This window comes from Dactylosporangium siamense, assembly GCF_016862795.1.
In the GTDB taxonomy this organism is placed as follows: Bacteria; Actinomycetota; Actinomycetes; order Mycobacteriales; family Micromonosporaceae; genus Dactylosporangium; species Dactylosporangium siamense.
Window position 1 is genome coordinate 140,888 of record NZ_BONQ01000021.1, and the last position, 16,293, is coordinate 157,180.

Annotated in this window: 12 protein-coding genes; 6 read left to right on the top strand and 6 right to left on the bottom strand. The window is 72.5% G+C overall.

The genetic code is table 11. From position 1 onward, the window contains the following. Positions 1-148 precede the first annotated feature (148 nt). Both Dsi01nite_RS06680 and Dsi01nite_RS06685 read right to left on the bottom strand, forming a co-directional pair. The gene (locus Dsi01nite_RS06680; protein ID WP_033357615.1) at positions 149-568 is read right to left on the bottom strand and encodes a roadblock/LC7 domain-containing protein; all 420 of its coding nucleotides are present in this window, start codon (positions 566-568) and stop codon (positions 149-151) included. Next, entirely contained in the window at positions 565-3,573 is a 3,009-nt protein-coding gene (locus Dsi01nite_RS06685) for a sensor histidine kinase (RefSeq protein ID WP_203845136.1), read from the bottom strand. The genes Dsi01nite_RS06680 and Dsi01nite_RS06685 overlap by 4 nt, the downstream gene beginning before the upstream one ends. 249 nt (positions 3,574-3,822) lie before the next feature. Here Dsi01nite_RS06685 and Dsi01nite_RS06690 point away from each other — a divergent pair, with 249 nt between their 5' ends. After that, positions 3,823-5,088, top strand: coding sequence for an ABC transporter substrate-binding protein (locus Dsi01nite_RS06690; RefSeq protein ID WP_203845137.1), 1,266 nt, complete (start codon positions 3,823-3,825; stop codon positions 5,086-5,088). Here Dsi01nite_RS06690 and Dsi01nite_RS06695 read toward each other — a convergent pair. Next, positions 5,078-6,358, bottom strand: a complete 1,281-nt coding sequence (locus Dsi01nite_RS06695) for a hypothetical protein (RefSeq protein WP_203845138.1) — start codon at positions 6,356-6,358, stop codon at positions 5,078-5,080. The genes Dsi01nite_RS06690 and Dsi01nite_RS06695 overlap by 11 nt on opposite strands. A gap of 117 nt (positions 6,359-6,475) precedes the next feature. Here Dsi01nite_RS06695 and Dsi01nite_RS06700 point away from each other — a divergent pair, with 117 nt between their 5' ends. From Dsi01nite_RS06700 to Dsi01nite_RS06720, 5 genes are all read left to right on the top strand, one after another. Then, entirely contained in the window at positions 6,476-8,158 is a 1,683-nt protein-coding gene (locus Dsi01nite_RS06700; protein ID WP_203845139.1) for an FAD-dependent oxidoreductase, read from the top strand. Positions 8,159-8,197: 39 nt separating this feature from the next. Next, entirely contained in the window at positions 8,198-9,751 is a 1,554-nt protein-coding gene (guaA, locus tag Dsi01nite_RS06705) for a glutamine-hydrolyzing GMP synthase (RefSeq protein WP_203845140.1), read from the top strand. A gap of 83 nt (positions 9,752-9,834) precedes the next feature. Further along, positions 9,835-10,770, top strand: a complete 936-nt coding sequence (locus Dsi01nite_RS06710; RefSeq protein WP_203845141.1) for an NUDIX domain-containing protein — start codon at positions 9,835-9,837, stop codon at positions 10,768-10,770. A 4-nt stretch (positions 10,771-10,774) separates the two neighbouring features. Continuing rightward, a complete protein-coding gene (locus Dsi01nite_RS06715) occupies positions 10,775-11,503 on the top strand; it encodes an NUDIX hydrolase (RefSeq protein ID WP_203845142.1) in 729 nt (242 codons plus the stop codon). A 290-nt stretch (positions 11,504-11,793) separates the two neighbouring features. Beyond that, positions 11,794-12,753 carry a CDP-alcohol phosphatidyltransferase family protein gene (locus Dsi01nite_RS06720; RefSeq protein WP_203845160.1) on the top strand — a complete coding sequence of 320 codons (960 nt, stop codon included), beginning with the start codon at positions 11,794-11,796 and terminating at the stop codon, positions 12,751-12,753. A gap of 207 nt (positions 12,754-12,960) precedes the next feature. Here the strand turns inward: Dsi01nite_RS06720 and Dsi01nite_RS06725 are convergent, their stop codons facing one another. The 3 genes from Dsi01nite_RS06725 to Dsi01nite_RS58250 all read right to left on the bottom strand — a co-directional run. Next, the gene (locus Dsi01nite_RS06725) at positions 12,961-14,214 is read right to left on the bottom strand and encodes a phosphatidylserine decarboxylase (protein WP_203845143.1); all 1,254 of its coding nucleotides are present in this window, start codon (positions 14,212-14,214) and stop codon (positions 12,961-12,963) included. 78 nt (positions 14,215-14,292) lie between these two features. Further along, positions 14,293-14,529: a hypothetical protein gene (locus Dsi01nite_RS06730; RefSeq protein ID WP_203845144.1), complete on the bottom strand. Its 237-nt coding sequence runs from the start codon at positions 14,527-14,529 to the stop codon at positions 14,293-14,295. After that, a partial coding sequence (locus tag Dsi01nite_RS58250) for a PspC domain-containing protein (protein WP_203845145.1) occupies positions 14,526-16,293 on the bottom strand: 1,768 nt, incomplete at its 5' end. The genes Dsi01nite_RS06730 and Dsi01nite_RS58250, both read right to left, overlap by 4 nt.

Consider the following 16,293-nt stretch of genomic DNA (forward strand, 5'->3'; position numbering starts at 1 on the left):
GGCGCGATCCGCCGGTGATGATGTGACCGGCCGCCGCCCGGGCGCGGTGGAGCCGGGCGGTGTGATCGAGGTTGTCGGGCAGGCGGGAGCCGGGACCGCTGGCGATCACACCCGCCCGGCGATGCGGGCGGATGTGATCGGGGTGCGGTCAGCGGGGGAGGGCCTGCTGGAGCTCGGCGCGCAACGCGGGGGTGAGCATCTCGCCGGCCTGCTTGGCGAGCCGGGCCATCTCGTAGCCGACGACACCGATGTCCGCCTCGCGCCCGGCGAGCGTGGCGAGGATCGAACCGTCGCGGATCGTCATGACCAGGAAGAAGCCCTGGCCCATCTCGACCACGGTCTGCTTGACCTCGTCACCGTCGAAGATGCGGGCGGCACCGCTGGTGACACTCACCAGGCCCGACGTCACGGCGGCCAGCTGGTCTGCGCTGTCGCGGGGCAGATGGTCCGAGACCGCGACCAGTAGACCGTCGGAGGACACCACCACCGCGTGCGCGATGCCCGGCACCCGTTCGGTGAAGGCGTTGATCAACCAGCTCAGGTCCCGTGCTTGTTGGCTCAGGGTCACGCCGTGCTCCCTCGATGATCGTTGATCGGCACCGTGGGTACCTCATCCTCGTTCGCGGCCCGGTGCACGCCACTGTAGAACCGGGTGAGCATGCTGCTGACGCTCGCGGGGTCCGGCTCGGTGTGCGTAGCCACCATGATCGGTTGCGTCACGTCCGGCGTGGACGCCTGCCCGGTGTCACCCGGCAACTGTGCCAGGGGCACCCGGATCGGCAGCCCGCTGGCGCTCGTGCCCGCGGTCACCGGGGTGCGCTGGGCCGGGACCGACGGTGTCGTCGACACGGGCGCGTCGCCCGCGCCGGCCTTCGACCACCACCGGGTCCCCTTCGCCGGCGGCGCGGCGTTGCCCCGCGCCGCCGCGCCGATGATGTCCTCGGCCCGGCTGGGTCCGCGCCGCGGCGCCGCAGCGGGGCCGCCGTTCGACGACCGCTGCGCGGGCGGCCCGGAAGCCGTTCCCGCGGCAGCCGGCGTGGCGGGAGCACCACCGGGCACCCCGGAGACCGGCACTGCGGAGACCGGAGCCCCGGGCACGCCGCCGTTGGCACCCGGCGTGCCGTTGCTGCCGGCGGTCTGACCGGGCACACCCGAGACGGGCGCGCCACGCATCGGGCCCCCGGAGACCGGCACACCCGACACCGGCACACCCGAGACCGGCGCTCCGGAGCTCGGCGCCCCGGACACGGGCACCGCGGAGACCGGCACGCCCGGGACGGCCGCGCCGTTGGACGGGACCCGCTGGCTCGGCACGACGTCGGCGCCGGCCGGCGCGGACGCCGCAGCCGCGGCGGCCGAGGAGGCGACCGGCCAGGTCGTGAGCGCGACCGGCACCGAGGGCAGGGGCGGCGCGGCGACCGCCGGCACGTCGTCGTCGGCGCCGGTGACGCCGGGCCGGCCGGGCAGCGCCGGCAGCACCGCCGTCGGCGCGTCCTCGATGGAGATCACCGTCGCGCCGGGGCGGTCGCTCTCGGCGGCGATCGGCAGGCGCGACATGCCGGCGATGCGGTTGCCGCTGCCGTGATACAGCCCGGCGCCCTCCGGCGGGGCGGCCAGGAGGCGGGCCGGGAGGGTCACATACGCCGTGACGCCCTCGTCGGTGGCGTCGAGCCGGACCTGGACGCCGTGCCGCGCGGCGAGGTGGCCGACGACGACGAGACCCATCCGCTCGGACGCGGCGACGTCGATGGCGATCGGGGCGGAGACGCGGTCGTTGGCGTCGACGAGACCGGACTCGGTCATGCCGAGGCCGCGGTCCTCGATGACGATCGTGGCTTCCTTGGTCTGCTTCGCGGGCCAGCCGGCGACGGTGACGACGGTGTCCGGCGGGGAGAACGTGGTGGCGTTCTCCAGCAGCTCGGCGAGCAGGTGGACGATGTCGGAGACGGCGTGCCCGACGACGAAGATGTCGGTCGCGACGTCGTGGCGGATCCGCGCGTACTGCTCGATCTCCGCCATCGCGGCCAGGGTCACCGCGGACAGCGAGACGGGCTGCGCCCATCGCCGGGTCGCCTCGCTGCCGGCGAGGACGAGGAGGTTCTCGTCGTTTCGCCGCATGCGGGTGGCGAGGTGGTCCAGGCGGAACAGGTTCGCCAGCTGGTCGGGGTCGGTCTCGGCGGACTCCAGCTGGTCGAGCAGCTGCAGCTGGCGCTCGACGAGGGTCTGCGAGCGGCGGGCCAGGTTGACGAACATCGAGTTGACGTTGCGCCGCATGACGGCCTGCTCGACGGCGAGGCTGACCGCGCTGCGGTGCACGGCGGTGAACGCGTCGGCGACCTCACCGATCTCATCGGTGGAGCGGACTCTGGTGGTGGTGTCGACGGTGACCGTCTCGCCCCTGGGCAGGGTCCGCAGCCGCTGGATGGCCTCCGGCAGGCGGTGCTGCGCCACGTCGAGGGCCTGCGCCCGCAGCTGCCGCAGCGAGCGCGCCATGGACCGGCCGATGAGCCAGGACAGCAGCAGCGCGACGAGCATGACGAGCACGATCACCGATGTGGCCACGATGGCGTCGGTGCGCTGGGAGGCGCTCCGGTTGCCGGCGCCCTCGATCGCGTCCTCGAGCAGCTCCTGCTCGATGGTGCGGATGTAGTCCAGCTCGCTGGTGCTGGCCAGCCACCACTCCTCGGGGGTCACGCCGACGGCGGCGCCCCGGGCGCGGGAGATGACCTGCTGCTGGAGCCGGGTGACGGTGCCGACCGAGGGCTGGCGCACGTTGCGGTCGTAGAGGGCGAGGTGCCGCGAGCTGGCGGAGCCGCGGAACCGCTCGACGGCGGCGGCCTGCCGCGCCTGGATCTCCGAGAACGTCTCGAAGTCGTCGGGGGCGAACCTGCCCGCGCTCGCGGCCGCGAAGATCCGCCCGCGCAGCTGGTCCTTGAGCTCCTTGGCCTGGGCGAGGTCCATCAGGGAGGAGACCTCGGTGACCGACTGGGAGTCGCCGCCGATGTCGGGGCGGTCGGGGACCAGCTCGAACAGGTGCTGGATGGTGGAGGAGTACTGGTCGAAGACCGCCTCCTGGCGCAGCCACCGCTGCTTCACGCCCTCGCGGACCAGGTACAGGTCGGCGAAGTCGGCGCTGACCCGGTTCTGCGACTGGTTGAAGATCGGGTTGGCGAGCAGCGGGCGCGCGGCCTTGGAGAAGGCGACCAGCGCCGCGTCGGTGGCGGCGTAGTTCGCCGACAGCTCCTGATTGCTGGAAGTCGATCCGGCCGGCGCCTGCACGGTGGTCGACTTGGCGAGAACTCCAGCCGTTCGGTCTCTTTCCAGCTGCAGATAGTGGATCAGATTGGTCAGTTGGCGGCCGACTTTGACCCCTTGGGCGAACTGGTCGAGCTTGGAGGCGTCCTGCACCGAGGCATTGATCTGGACCCCTGCGATGACCAGGAAGGCCACGGCGGGCAGCACGAGCACGGCGGCGAGCTTGGTCGGCACCCGCCAGTCGCGGACCCGGAACAGCGACGCGCTGCGCCGCTGCGGCTCCCCTGGCCTGCGTCGCCGGTGGCTGTTCACCTTCATGACGACGGCGGGAGCCCTCGATGAAGGTGGCGAAGCGAAGGTCTGCACCCCTCACACCTTTCGCATGCGTCATCGCGCTGCCTGAGCAGCGTGCGAGCCTTATCAAACCAGGGTTGCGACATCTGTCCAACCACGTCATTGTGGTGCAGGTCACATTACTTGAAGCTCGACACCGGGGTTGAAACGCATCGACCAGACAGGAAGGATACGGCCGTCCGACCTGCCGCGTGTCCCAAGGAGTTCTCTGTCGTGCACATCCACGGCCGCCGGCCCGCGATGGTCGTGTTCGCCGCGGCTGTTTCCGTCACGGCACTGCTGCTGACCGGCTGCACGAGCAAGGGCAGCCCCGCGCCGAAGATCCCGGCGACGCTCGCCATCGGCCTGCTCGTCTCCACGACCGGGCCCAACGCCGCGATCGGCCAGCAGGCCCAGCTCGGGGCCAAGCTCGCCATCGAGATGGTCAACAACGACGTCAAGGACCTGCCGATCAACCTGCCGCTGAGCACGGGAGTCGGCCTGCGCAACGGCGCGAAGCTCACCCTCGTCGTCGGCAACACCGAGAGCGCGCCGGAGAAGGTGGAGAAGGAGGCGTCGCGACTCGTGCACGACGGCGCCGTCGGCCTGATCCTCGCCGACACGCTCGACGTCGCCGCACCCGCCGGCCGGGAGACCGACACCATCGGCGTGGCGCTCGTGGACGCGCTGAGCACCGCCGACACGTTCGTGGACCTCAACCGGGCCGCGCACTTCCGGATCCAGCCGAGCGACCGGCAGATGGTGTCCACCGCGCTCGCCCTGCTCTACCGCGAGCGCGACGGCGACAGCCAGTTCAGCCGGGTCATCACCGCGTCGGGCAAGGCCAGCGGCGCGACCGGCGACGAGATCGCCAGCGTGCGCACCTCGATCGAGGACCTGAGCCTCGCCGCCGGCTACGAGATCGGCGGCAAGGAGCAGATCACCCTGGCCGCCGAGGGCGCCGGTGACAGCGGCTTCGTCAAGAAGGGCGACGCCGTCCTCGCGGTCGTGACCAACGCGCAGGAGGCGGCCGCGGCCGCCGAGCTGGCCGGCCGGCTCAAGGGCAAGGCGCCGGTCATCGCGTTCGGCCCCGGCGTCGGCGCGCTCGACGCGATCAAGGGCAACAACCAGGTCCTGCGGGCCAGCGGCTGGTCCGGCGAGTTCGCCGGGCGCAACCCGATCGCGAGGATCGTCGGCGGCATGTTCGAGCAGGCGTTCCACGCCAAGATGACCGACGTGGCGGCGGCCGCCTTCACCGCGACGATGCTGCTCGCGCTGGCGATGGACTCGGTGACCGACCTGAGCCCGCCGGTGATCCGCAACGCGGTGCAGCAGCTGTCGCTGCCGGCGACGCAGACCGTCATGCCGTGGAACGGGATCCGGTTCGACGGCAGCGGCTACAACCAGCTCGCCGCCGGCGTCATCGAGCAGCACGTGCCCAACGGCTACCAGGTGATCCACCCGATCGAGCTGGCCGCTACCCCGACGCTCAGCCTGTGAGGAGCCGCCGCAGCTCGTCCGGCTGCCGGTAGAGCTCGTTGAGATCGAGCACCTCGCCGCCCGGCGCGACCAGCCGGCGGGCCACCAGAGGATGCTCGCGCCGCCACTCCTTCTTCAGGAGGGTGTACTCGACGAGCACCGACAACAGCACGACACCCATCCACGGGGGTGCCGGCGGGTCCTCGCCGGTCATGCCGCCGAACGCCTCGCCGCGGCGGGCCCGTTCGACGTCGACCGGACGGCGCAGCAGGGTGCCGGCGAGCTCGTCCCGGCCGTCCGGGTCGCGGCCGAGCACCGCGCGCACCGCCTGGACGTATTCGCGGGCCTGCCGCTCGACCTCGCCGCCGTACACCTCGACGGGCAGCTGCTCGAAGCGCGTCCAGGCGCCGTCGCCGCCGATGACCTCGGCCGCGAGGGTCTGCTCCTCCTCGGCGGTCAGCGCGTCCAGGACGACCGCGTCCGCGGCCAGTCCGGGCTTCGGGACCTCGTGCAGGGCCCGCAGGTCGGCGGCGAGCCCGGGGTGCCGCTGCGGCACCTCGTCGAGCAGCGCGGCACCGTCGACGGCGGGTGCGCCCCACCGCTCCAGCCGCAGCCGCCACCCGGCGTGCAGGTCGGCGATGCGCACCGGCACCGTGCCCGCCTCCGATGCGCCGGCGCCGGCAGCACCGGCGTCGGCGGAGGCAGCACCGGCGGTGACGGTGCCGGACGGCGGACCGCCGGCGGTGATGAGGCGGCGACCCTCGGCGGCGGCGAACGCGGCGAACGCCGTCTCGATCGTCGCGGCCCGCAACAGGGCCGCGGCGGCGTCCTCCACCCCGGACAGCCCACCGCCACCGGCGGCGATCGCGGCCGCGTCGCGGACCTGCTCGACCGCGAGCTGGAGCGGGCGGGTCGCGCCGAGGAGCTTCGGGTCGGTGCCGGCGGTGCGGGCCGCGAGCAGGCCACGGACCAGGTCGGCGTGCTTCGTGTCCGGCAGCGCCAGCTCGTGCGCCAGCAGGATGCGCAGGTGATCGGCCGGCAGACCCCAGACCAGGGGCAGCCCGATACGCAGGGCCGCGCCGGTCCAGTGGACCGTGCCCGATCCGGTGAGGGCGACCGCCGCCGGCGGTGGCGCGTCGGCGTACTTCGCCGCCTCGATGACCAACGAGTGCAGGGCCGCGTGCCGGGCGGCGCTCACGGTGGCGGGACCGGGGCCGCCGTGCGCCGTGCCGGCACCGCGCAGCAGCCGGCGACCACGCCAGGCGGGCAGGCCACCGGGAAGTCTCGCCATGTGCCTCAGTGTGCCGCACCCGGCGCCGGTGTCCAGGGAGGCGCGACGGATGGACTGACGCCCGCCGATGCCAAACTGGGTACTTCCCAGTAACTTACCGGTGAGTCACCATGAGGCGTGCGATATGACGTGGTGGTCATCGGTTCGGGTTTCGGCGGCAGCGTGACCGCGCTCCGCCTGGCCGAGAAGGGCTACTCGGTCGCGGTCCTGGAGGCCGGCCGGCGCTTCGCCGACGACGAGTTCCCCAAGACTTCGTGGGACACCAAGCGCTTCCTGTGGGCCCCGGCCCTGCGCTGCTTCGGGGTCCAGCGGATCAAACTGCTGCGCAACGTGCTGGTGCTGTCCGGCGCCGGCGTCGGCGGCGGGTCGCTGATCTACGCCAACACCCTCTACCGGCCGCTCGAGCAGTTCTACGACGACCCGCAGTGGCGCGACATCGCCGACTGGCGCACCGAGCTCGCGCCGTTCTACGACCAGGCCGAACGCATGCTCGGCGTCAGCGTCTACCACCGCATGACCCGTGCCGACGTGGCGATCAAGGCGGTCGCGGAACGGATGGGCGTCGGCGACACCTTCCACCAGACCCCCGTCGGTGTCTACTTCGGCAGGTCCGGCGTCGACCCGTACTTCGGTGGGGTCGGCCCGCTGCGGCACGGCTGCGAGCACTGCGGCGCCTGCATGACCGGTTGCCGGGTCGGGGCGAAGAACACCCTGGTCAAGAACTACCTGCATCTGGCTGAACGGCTCGGCGCGGAGGTGCATCAGTTGACGACGGTGGCGTCGGTGCGACCTGATGCCGGTGGTTACCGCATCGACACCCGCGGCACGGGTCGCCGGCGGGACCGGCGGACGTTCCACGCGGGCCAGGTCGTGTTCGCCGCGGGCGCCCTGGGCACCCAGGAACTGCTCCTGCGGATGCGCGCCGACGGCCACCTGCCCGCGATCTCCGCGACGGCCGGCACGCTCACACGGACCAACTCCGAGTCGATCGTCGGCGCCCGTTCGCTGCGCAAGGACGTCGACTTCACCGACGGCGTGGCGATCACCAGCTCGTTCCACCCCGACGCGCACACCCACATCGAGCCGGTCCGCTACGGTCCCGGCTCCAACGCCATGGGCCTGCTGCAGACCGTCCTCACCGACGGCGGGCCGTGGCGGCCGCTGCGCTGGTTCGGCGCCTTCTTCCGGCACCCGATCCGGCACACCCGGGTGCTGTCCGTGCGCCGCTGGTCGCACAAGACGGTGATCGCGCTGGTCATGCAGTCGCTGGACAACTCCCTCAACGTCCGGCTGCGCCGCGGCTGGACCGGCCGGCGCAAGCTCACCACGTCGCAGGGCCACGGCGAGCCGAACCCGACCTGGATCCCGGCCGGCAACCAGGCCGTCCGGCTGCTCGCCGAGGAGATCGGCGGCATGCCCGGCGGCAGCTGGTCCGAGGTCTTCAACATCCCGATCACCGCCCACATCCTCGGCGGCGCGCCGATCGGTGACTCGCCGGAGCGCGGGGTCGTGGACGCCTACCACCGCGTGTACGGCCACCCCGGCCTGCACGTCGTCGACGGCGCGGCGGTCAGCGCCAACCTCGGCGTCAACCCGTCGCTGACGATCACCGCCCAGGCGGAGCGGGCCATGTCCATGTGGCCCAACCGCGGCGAACCCGACCCGCGACCGCCGCTCGGGGAGGCATACCAGCCGGTGCCGCCCGTCCCGCCGGACAATCCGGCCGTTCCGGCCGGCGCACCCGGCCAGCTGCGGCTCACCCTCGCACCGACGCCGCAACCGCTGCGAGAACAGCCCTGAGACGCAGGTCACGTCGGGGCGCCGACTAGGCTCGACGGCATGACCACGCCGCCGCCGGTTCTCGTCGTCGACTTCGGTGCCCAATATGCGCAGCTGATCGCCCGCAGGGTGCGTGAGGCGCATGTCTACTCCGAGATCGTCCCGCACTCGATGCCGGTCGCGGACATGCTCGCCAAGGGCCCCGCCGCGATCATCCTGTCCGGCGGCCCTTCCTCGGTCTACGAGGAGGGCGCCCCGCAGGTCGACCCGGCGCTGTTCGAGGCCGGCGTGCCGGTCCTCGGCATCTGCTACGGCTTCCAGGCGATGGCCGTCGCCCTTCAGGGCCAGGCCAGCCACACCGGGCTGCGCGAGTTCGGCGGCACCCCGCTGAGCATCGCCGAGGGTGGCGGCGTGCTCCTGCGCGGCCTGCCCGACGCGCAGTCGGTGTGGATGAGCCACGGCGACTGCGTCACCGCCGCGCCCGCCGGGTTCACGGTCACCGCCGGCTCGCCGGCCGCGCCGGTCGCCGCGTTCGAGGACGTGTCGCGGCGGCTCGCCGGGGTGCAGTTCCACCCCGAGGTCGCGCACACCCCGCACGGCCAGGAGGTGCTGCGCCGGTTCCTCTACGAGATCGCCGGCATCGAGCCCACCTGGACGTCCAACAACATCATCGAGGAGCAGGTCGAGGCGATCCGCTCCCGCGTCGGCAGCAAGCGCGTCCTGTGCGCGCTGTCCGGCGGCGTCGACTCCGCCGTCGCGGCCGCGCTCGTCCACAAGGCCGTCGGCGACCAGCTGACCTGCGTCTTCGTCGACCACGGCCTGCTGCGCGCCGGCGAGGCCGAGCAGGTCGAGAAGGACTACGTCGCGGCCACCGGCATCAACCTGAAGGTCGTCGACGCCTCCGTGCGCTTCCTCGGCGCCCTCGCGGGCGTGATCGACCCCGAGCAGAAGCGCAAGATCGTCGGCCGGGAGTTCATCCGGGTCTTCGAGCAGGCCGCCCGCGACCTCGAGGCCGAGGAGCACGTCGAGTTCCTCGTCCAGGGCACCCTCTACCCGGACGTGGTCGAGTCCGGCGGCGGCACCGGCACCGCCAACATCAAGTCCCACCACAACGTCGGCGGGCTCCCGGACGACCTGCAGTTCGCGCTGGTCGAGCCGCTGCGGACGCTCTTCAAGGACGAGGTGCGCGCGATCGGCGCCGCCCTCGGCCTGCCCGAGGAGATCGTCATGCGGCACCCGTTCCCCGGCCCGGGCCTGTCGATCCGGATCATCGGCGCGGTCGACGAGGAGCGCCTCGCCATTCTGCGCGCCGCCGACCTGATCGCCCGCGAGGAGCTCACCGCGGCCGGCCTGGACCGCTCGGTCTGGCAGTTCCCGGTCGTGCTGCTCGCCGATGTGCGCAGCGTCGGCGTCCAGGGCGACGGCCGCACCTACGGTCACCCGATCGTGTTGCGCCCCGTCTCCAGCGACGACGCCATGACCGCCGACTGGTCCCGGCTGCCGCACGAGCTCATCGCGAAGATTTCCACCCGGATAACCAACGAGGTCCGGGAGGTCAACCGGGTGGTCGTGGACGTTACGTCCAAGCCCCCGGGCACCATTGAATGGGAGTGAACCCGGCTTTTCGGCTCGTTCATTCAACCTTTCGGTGACCATCGCCCTTGCTCCTGGCTTGAAATGCCGGACAATTTATCTCCGTGACTCCAGCGTTACAGCCGCTCCGACGCATCGCGGCCTACTGCGTCATCGCCGACTCCGACGAGTTCCTGCTGGTCCGGGCGTCGGCGAAGTCCGGCACGCCCGGAGTCTGGTCGCTGCCCGGCGGCGCCGTCGACCACGGTGAGAACCCGGTCGACACCGTCGTGCGCGAGACAGCCGCCGAGACCGGCCTCTCGGTCGCGGTGGCCCACCTCCGCGACGTCATCGCCGACATGCGGGCGCTGCCCGACCGCGGCCTCACGATCCACACCGACCGCCTCATCTACGAGGTGACGATGCGGGGCGGCGCGCTGCGCGACCGGGTCGGCCAGCCGACCGACCTGGCCCGCTGGGTCACCCGCGAGGAGGCGGAGCAGCTGCCGCTGCGCCGGTTCACCGCGGACGCGCTCGGCCTGGTCGAGGCGGCCGTCGACCTGCGCCCCGACGGCGTGCCCGAGGTGCCGTCCTTCTACGCCGTGCCCGGCCCGGACGGGCTGCACCGGGCCCAGCGCTTCGCCGCCTACGCCGTGTGCACCGACCGGCGCAGCCGCGTCCTGCTGACCCGCATCTCCGAGGGGTACCCCGGCGGCGGCTCCTGGCACCTGCCGGGCGGCGGGACCGACTTCGGCGAGCAGCCCGGGGTGGCCCTGATCCGCGAGCTGGTCGAGGAGACCGGCCAGGAGGGCCGCATCGTCGAGCTGCTCGGCGTCGCCTCGCACCGGGACGCGGCCCAGCTGGGCCCCGAGGGCTACCCGATCGACTGGCACGGCGTCCGGGCGTTCTACCGCGTCCACGTGGCCCGCTCCAGCCGCCCGGTGATCCACGACGTCGGCGGCTCCACCGCGGAGGCCCGCTGGTTCGACCCCGAGGAGCTGGACGAACTCGCATTGACGGAGGTCACCGAGGAGGCGCTCCGAGGGGTCGGCCTACGCTGAGATCATGAGCGCATCCCGGATGATCACTGTCTACGGCCGCCGTCCCGGCGGCACCGACGACATCGGGGGACCGGTCCGCCACGGCGAGAGCCCCACGACCGCCATGGTCCGGCACTTCGTCGAGCAGGCCGACCTGTCCGTCGTGGTGCTGTCGGTGCTCGACGTGCACGCCGTGGTCACGCCCGAGCTCCACGAGGACCGGGTGGTCTTCGAGGTCGCCGCGGCGCCCGGCGCGGCCGTCGGAGACTTCACCGAGCGCTCGGACCCCAACGGACTGCCGACCGGTCAGCGTTTCGCCGCGTACGGCTTCGTCACCGACCCGCTGGACAACGTCCTGCTTACCCAGATCGCGCCGGGGTATCCGGGCGCGGGCAAGTGGCACCTGCCGGGCGGCGGCACCGACCACGGCGAGCAGCCGGCCGAGGCGCTGCTGCGCGAGCTGGTCGAGGAGACCGCCCAGCAGGGCGAGATCATCTCACTGCTCGGCGTCACCCACCGGCGGAACCCCGGCGCGATCGGCCCGGAGGGTTACCCGATCAACTGGCACGCGGTGCGCGCCCTGTACCGCGTCCTGGTGCCCTCGCCGACCACACCCAGAGTGACTGAGGCGGCCGGTGGTTCGACCGCGGCGGCGGCCTGGTTCACCCGCGCCGAGCTGCCCGCCCTCCACGTCACCGAGGTCGTCCAGTGGGCCGCCTCACTCCCGCGACGGGAAAGTGATCGTCGTCGTTAAGATAAATTGTAGGTGAATTTGGTACTACGCTGAGTAGTCCGACGTGAGCCCTGGAAGAGCATGTTTCTAGGCGGGTTCCTATCTGAGCCATCGCCAAGCGCGACACGATATGCGATGGTGTAGATCGCGAGGCAGTCTCGCGAAGACGGGCAACTAGGGGCAAAACGCCCTCGAATGCGACCGTGGGAACCCCGTTCCTGCATGGAGGATCAGTGCCGAGAGCACCTTGGCAGCGACGACGCACCACGGACAGTCCGCGCCCCGGAGGGGGCCGGCAGTGGGCAGGGCGGCTGCGACGCAGCGGTTCGCTTGCCCGCCAGGTGCTCTTCGCCGGGCGGGTCGGTCGTCGCGGTGACGGAAACGTCGCCGGCGCCACCGCGCTGCTCATGCCGCCGCCGACTGAGACCGACGCCCGCGAGGGCAGGGTCCGGCTCCCCCGACTGCGTATGCGGCGCCGTGACGGACTGTCACGAGACGTCGTGTCGGTCGCTCCGGTCAGCCCGGCCGTGCCGCCCCTGGCGGTCGCTCCCGACGACGGCCCCGGCCTCAGCATCCCGCTGCTGCCCGGTGAGCGCACCGTCGCCCGGCGCATCCGTTTCGCCCTCGTCAACGCCTGCACCATCAGCAGCCTCCTGCTGGGCCTCGCCGCGATCTTCATCGCCGTCAACCACGGCGACGTCCGCATCGCGGCCACCCTGCTGATCGCCTGCGTCGTCTTCGACGGCCTCGACGGCTTCCTGGCCCGCCGCCTCGGCGTCGCCAGCCCGTTCGGCGCCCAGATGGACTCCCTCGCCGACATGTGCTCCTTCGGCCTGGCCGCACCCGTCGTCGTCTACGCCTGGCTCAACGACTCCGCCCCGGCCGCCGTCCTGATGCCGGCCTGCGGGCTCGTGGCCGCCTGCGCCGCGATCCGCCTGGCCCGCTTCAACGTGTCGCCGAAGGACGGCCGCTTCTTCTGCGGCGTGCCGACCACCATGTGCGCGGCGGTGCTCGCCCTGGCCACGCTCATCGCCCCGGAGATGCCCCCCGTCCTGCGGGTGGCCGGCGTCGCCGTCCTGGGCCTGGCGATGGTGTCGAGCTTCCCGTATGCCAAGCTCGCCCGCCTGGCGAAGCTCCCGCCGTGGCTGTTCGTCCTGCCGGTCGTCGGCGCTCTGGTCGACTTCCGGCTGACGTTCGTCGCGGTGGTCCTGGCGTACCTGGTGAGCGGCCCGGTCCTCTGGCTCCGCCAGCGCCGCCACGTCACCGCCTGACGCTGCTCCGACACGAAGCGCCCCGCCTCCGGTTCCCCGGACGCGGGGCGCTTCGCTTTGCCGGTGATCCGGAAGACCTTGACCACCAGGGGTGGACAGGATTTACCGGATCACCGGAGATGCCGTCGGGCCGGCGTCGGGTTTCCCGTGATCCGGTAAACCTTGATCACCCGGGGGTGCACGAAGTATTCCGGATCACGGAAGCGGTCAGAGCCAGTTCGCGATCACCGTCGCGCCGCCCACCACGCGGTCACCGGGGGCGACGGCCGGGGTGGCCTTGTCCGCCGGGAGGTAGACGTCGGTGCGGGAGCCGAACCGGATCAGGCCGAACCGCTCGCCCTTGGCGAGGAGTGAGCCGACCGGGGCGCGCTGCACGATGCGGCGGGCGATCAGGCCGGTGCGCTGGACGACCGCGACCGGGCCGTGCGCCGTCTCCAGCAGCGTGTATGCCGCGACGTTGTGCTCCGCCTCCGGCTTCATCGCAGCGGCATAGCCGCCGTCCTCGACGAAGTAGTCGACGACCTTGCCGGCGACGGGGGCGCGGTTGACGTGGACGTCCAGGACGGACAGGAAGACCGCGATGCGGAGGAACTCGATGTCGCCGAAGCGCTTGTCGTGCAGGCGCTCGACACCGAGGACCTTGCCGTCGCTGGCGGCGACGACGGAGCCGGCGTCCTCGGGGACCTCGCGCTGCGGGTCGCGGAAGAAGGCGGCGACCGGGGCGGCGGCGAGGGCCGGGATCAGCCACAGCTTCGACTTCGGGCGGGCGGCCTTCGCCACGACGGCCAGGCCGAGCGCGATGCCGGCGGCGGCGACGCCGTTGGAGTCGATGTTCATGCCCCGGGTGAGGGGGACGCTCGACGGGCGGAAGGCCGGCAGCAGGTTGTGCGCCGCGGCGTGGTGGGCCGGGGTGTGCCGGAGGCGGTGCACGCGGACCGGCGGCACGTTGCGCAGGACGAGGTCGCTGCCCACGCCATACAGGGCGGCCTGGCGCTCCACCTCGTCGGCGGCGCCGCTCGGCAGGCGGGTCGCCGGGACGACGACGGTGAGGACGCCGCCGGGGCTGACGAGCTTGGTCAGGTCGGCGAGGACGGCCCGGGCCTCGTCGGCGCTGCCGGACAGGGGCTCGGCGAGGATCACCACGTCGGCCGGCTCGGCCTCGGCGTGCGACTCGACGACGCGGGTCCGGTCGGTCACCCAGCGGCCCTGCCGCTCGACGTGTTCGCGCAGCGCGGTGGCGCCCCCGAGGGAGCCGGCGACGACGGTCAGCCGGTCGTCGGGCAGCAGTGCGTCGATCGCGGCCGCGAGGGTGGCGGAGCCGGCGGCCGCGCCGACGAGCAGGCCGGTCTTGGGTCCGCCGTGGCGGGCGAGCTCACTGGCGAGGACCCGGGCGGCGCGGTCACCGATCTGGATCGGGCGGCGGGAGACGCCGGACGCGCCACCGACGGGAGACTGGGTCATGTCTGAAGGGCTCCTCAAAAAAAGACAAAGCAAGGCCGGCGGGAAAAGCGTGCCCCGCCGGCCCAGCATATTCCGTGTCTAGTCCAAGTCGTCCCCGTCGTGCGACGCCGGCACCGAACTCGAAGGTTTGTCGTTTTTGTCGGAGCGCAGGGCTCCGAGCAGTCCCAGCAGCCCGAAGACGATCAGTCCGACGGCGACGATCCAGCCGGCGTTGAGATTGACCGTGGACGTCTGGTTGAACAGCCAGACGATCACGATACCGAGGAAGATCAGGCCGAACGTGAGGGAGAGGCCATCGGTGCGGTGCGGCTTCACCGGGTCACCTCCAGGTTGCCGTAACGAAGGTAGAGGTCGAGGTGCAGTTCGCCGCCGCCGACACCGTCGGTCCCGGTGTCGGTGAACTCGTTGTTCTGGTTGAACCCGCCGCACTCGCGGCCCAGGATGTGGCAGTCGCCGCCCTCGACGCGGACCTTGACGGTGACGTCCACGTTCGGGGGCAGGGTGATGCGCATGTTGCCGGTGAGGTCGATCCGGAACTCGAGATCGGTGTTCTCGCCGGTGAAGTTGACCCCGGACAGGTCGGCGTTGATGTCGCCGATGTCGGTGCGGTAGTCGTTGTCGAGCTGCTTGACCGAGGTCGGGTTGAGGTTGATGTTCTCGATGCGCTGCGGCCGGCCGATGTCCTCGACCGTCGACGCGGTCGAGATCGCCAGGGCGATGCTCAGCAGGACCCCGAGCAGGATCATGAGTCGGGCCCGGCCGAACCACGCGCCGACGATCAGGCCGATCGCGACGACCGCGAGCGGCACCGCGAAGTACGTGCTGACCAGGAAGTTGGCCGTGGTCACCTCGAACGCGGCGAGCACGCCCAGCGACACGCAGATCAGCGAGAAGATCACCCGGCCGAGGCGGGAGCGCACCTTCGGTGGCTTCGGCGGCTTCGGGGCGAGCCCCGGATACGGCGACCCCGGCATGCCGGCCGGGTAGCCGAGTGACGCCGCGTAGGGGCTCCTGTTGCCGAAGGGTCCGTGCGGCGCGAACGGCGGCCGGTAGCCGGCCGGCACGAGGGGCGGCAGCGGCGGCAGCGGCGGCACGGGAGGCGTCATGGCCGGCCGCGTCGGTGCCGGCGGGGCCTGGGGTGGCGTCACGACGGTCTGGTGTTGCAGCCATGCCGGGTGTACGGATGGTGCCCCGGCCGGACCGGTAGCCGCCGCCTGGAACGGCGGGGTGCTCGGCTGGAACGGCGGCACCGACGGCGGGAAGGGCGTCGTGGCCGGCGGCGGCACGAACGGCCCCGGTGGGGTCCCGGGCGGAGTGCCGCCACCCGGCTGGTTGCCCTGCGGGGCGCCGAGGAGGTTGCCCTGCCCGCGCACGAGCAGCGCGACCACGCCGATGACCACGGCCAGGCCGACCGCGGCGGGGCCGACGTTGCGGGACATCACCAGGAGGAACGCCAGCACCGCGCCGACGCCGATCACGATGGCGAGGGGCGCCGAGGTCGTCGACCGGCCGCGGCCGAGCAGCGCCTCGAGCGGGGAGCCGGTGTCGCCCTCGGCGGGCAGCAGGAGCCAGCCCAGCAGATACGCGACGATGCTGATCCCGCCGGCGAGCGTGAGCACGGCGAAGATGACCCGCCAGAGGGTCGGGTCGGTGTTGGTGGCCCGGCCGATCGCGGCGCAGACGCCGGCGACGTAGCGGCCCTGCTGGGGGCGCACGAGGTTGCTCCGGTTGAAGCCGCTGCCGAACGGCGTCGCCCCGGGCGGTCCGAACGGTCCGTTGCCGCCGGGGGGCGGTCCGAACGGTCCGTTGCCACCGGGCGGCGCACCGGGCGGTCCGGGCGGCGGCCCGGGCGGCGGCGGCGACGCGGAACCCGCCGGAGGCTCGAAGGGGGCCCCGGCCGGTGGCTCGTCGCGCTCGGCCTTGGTCAGGTCGACCTCGGGCTGCTCGGCCCGGACGGTGGGCGCCTCCGGGTCCGTGGGTGCCGTGTACGCGGCCATGCCGTAGGTGGGGGCGATGTACGTGGGCTCGGTGTACACCGGCGATCCGGCGGGCGGCGCGCTGGACGGCTCGGCACTCACC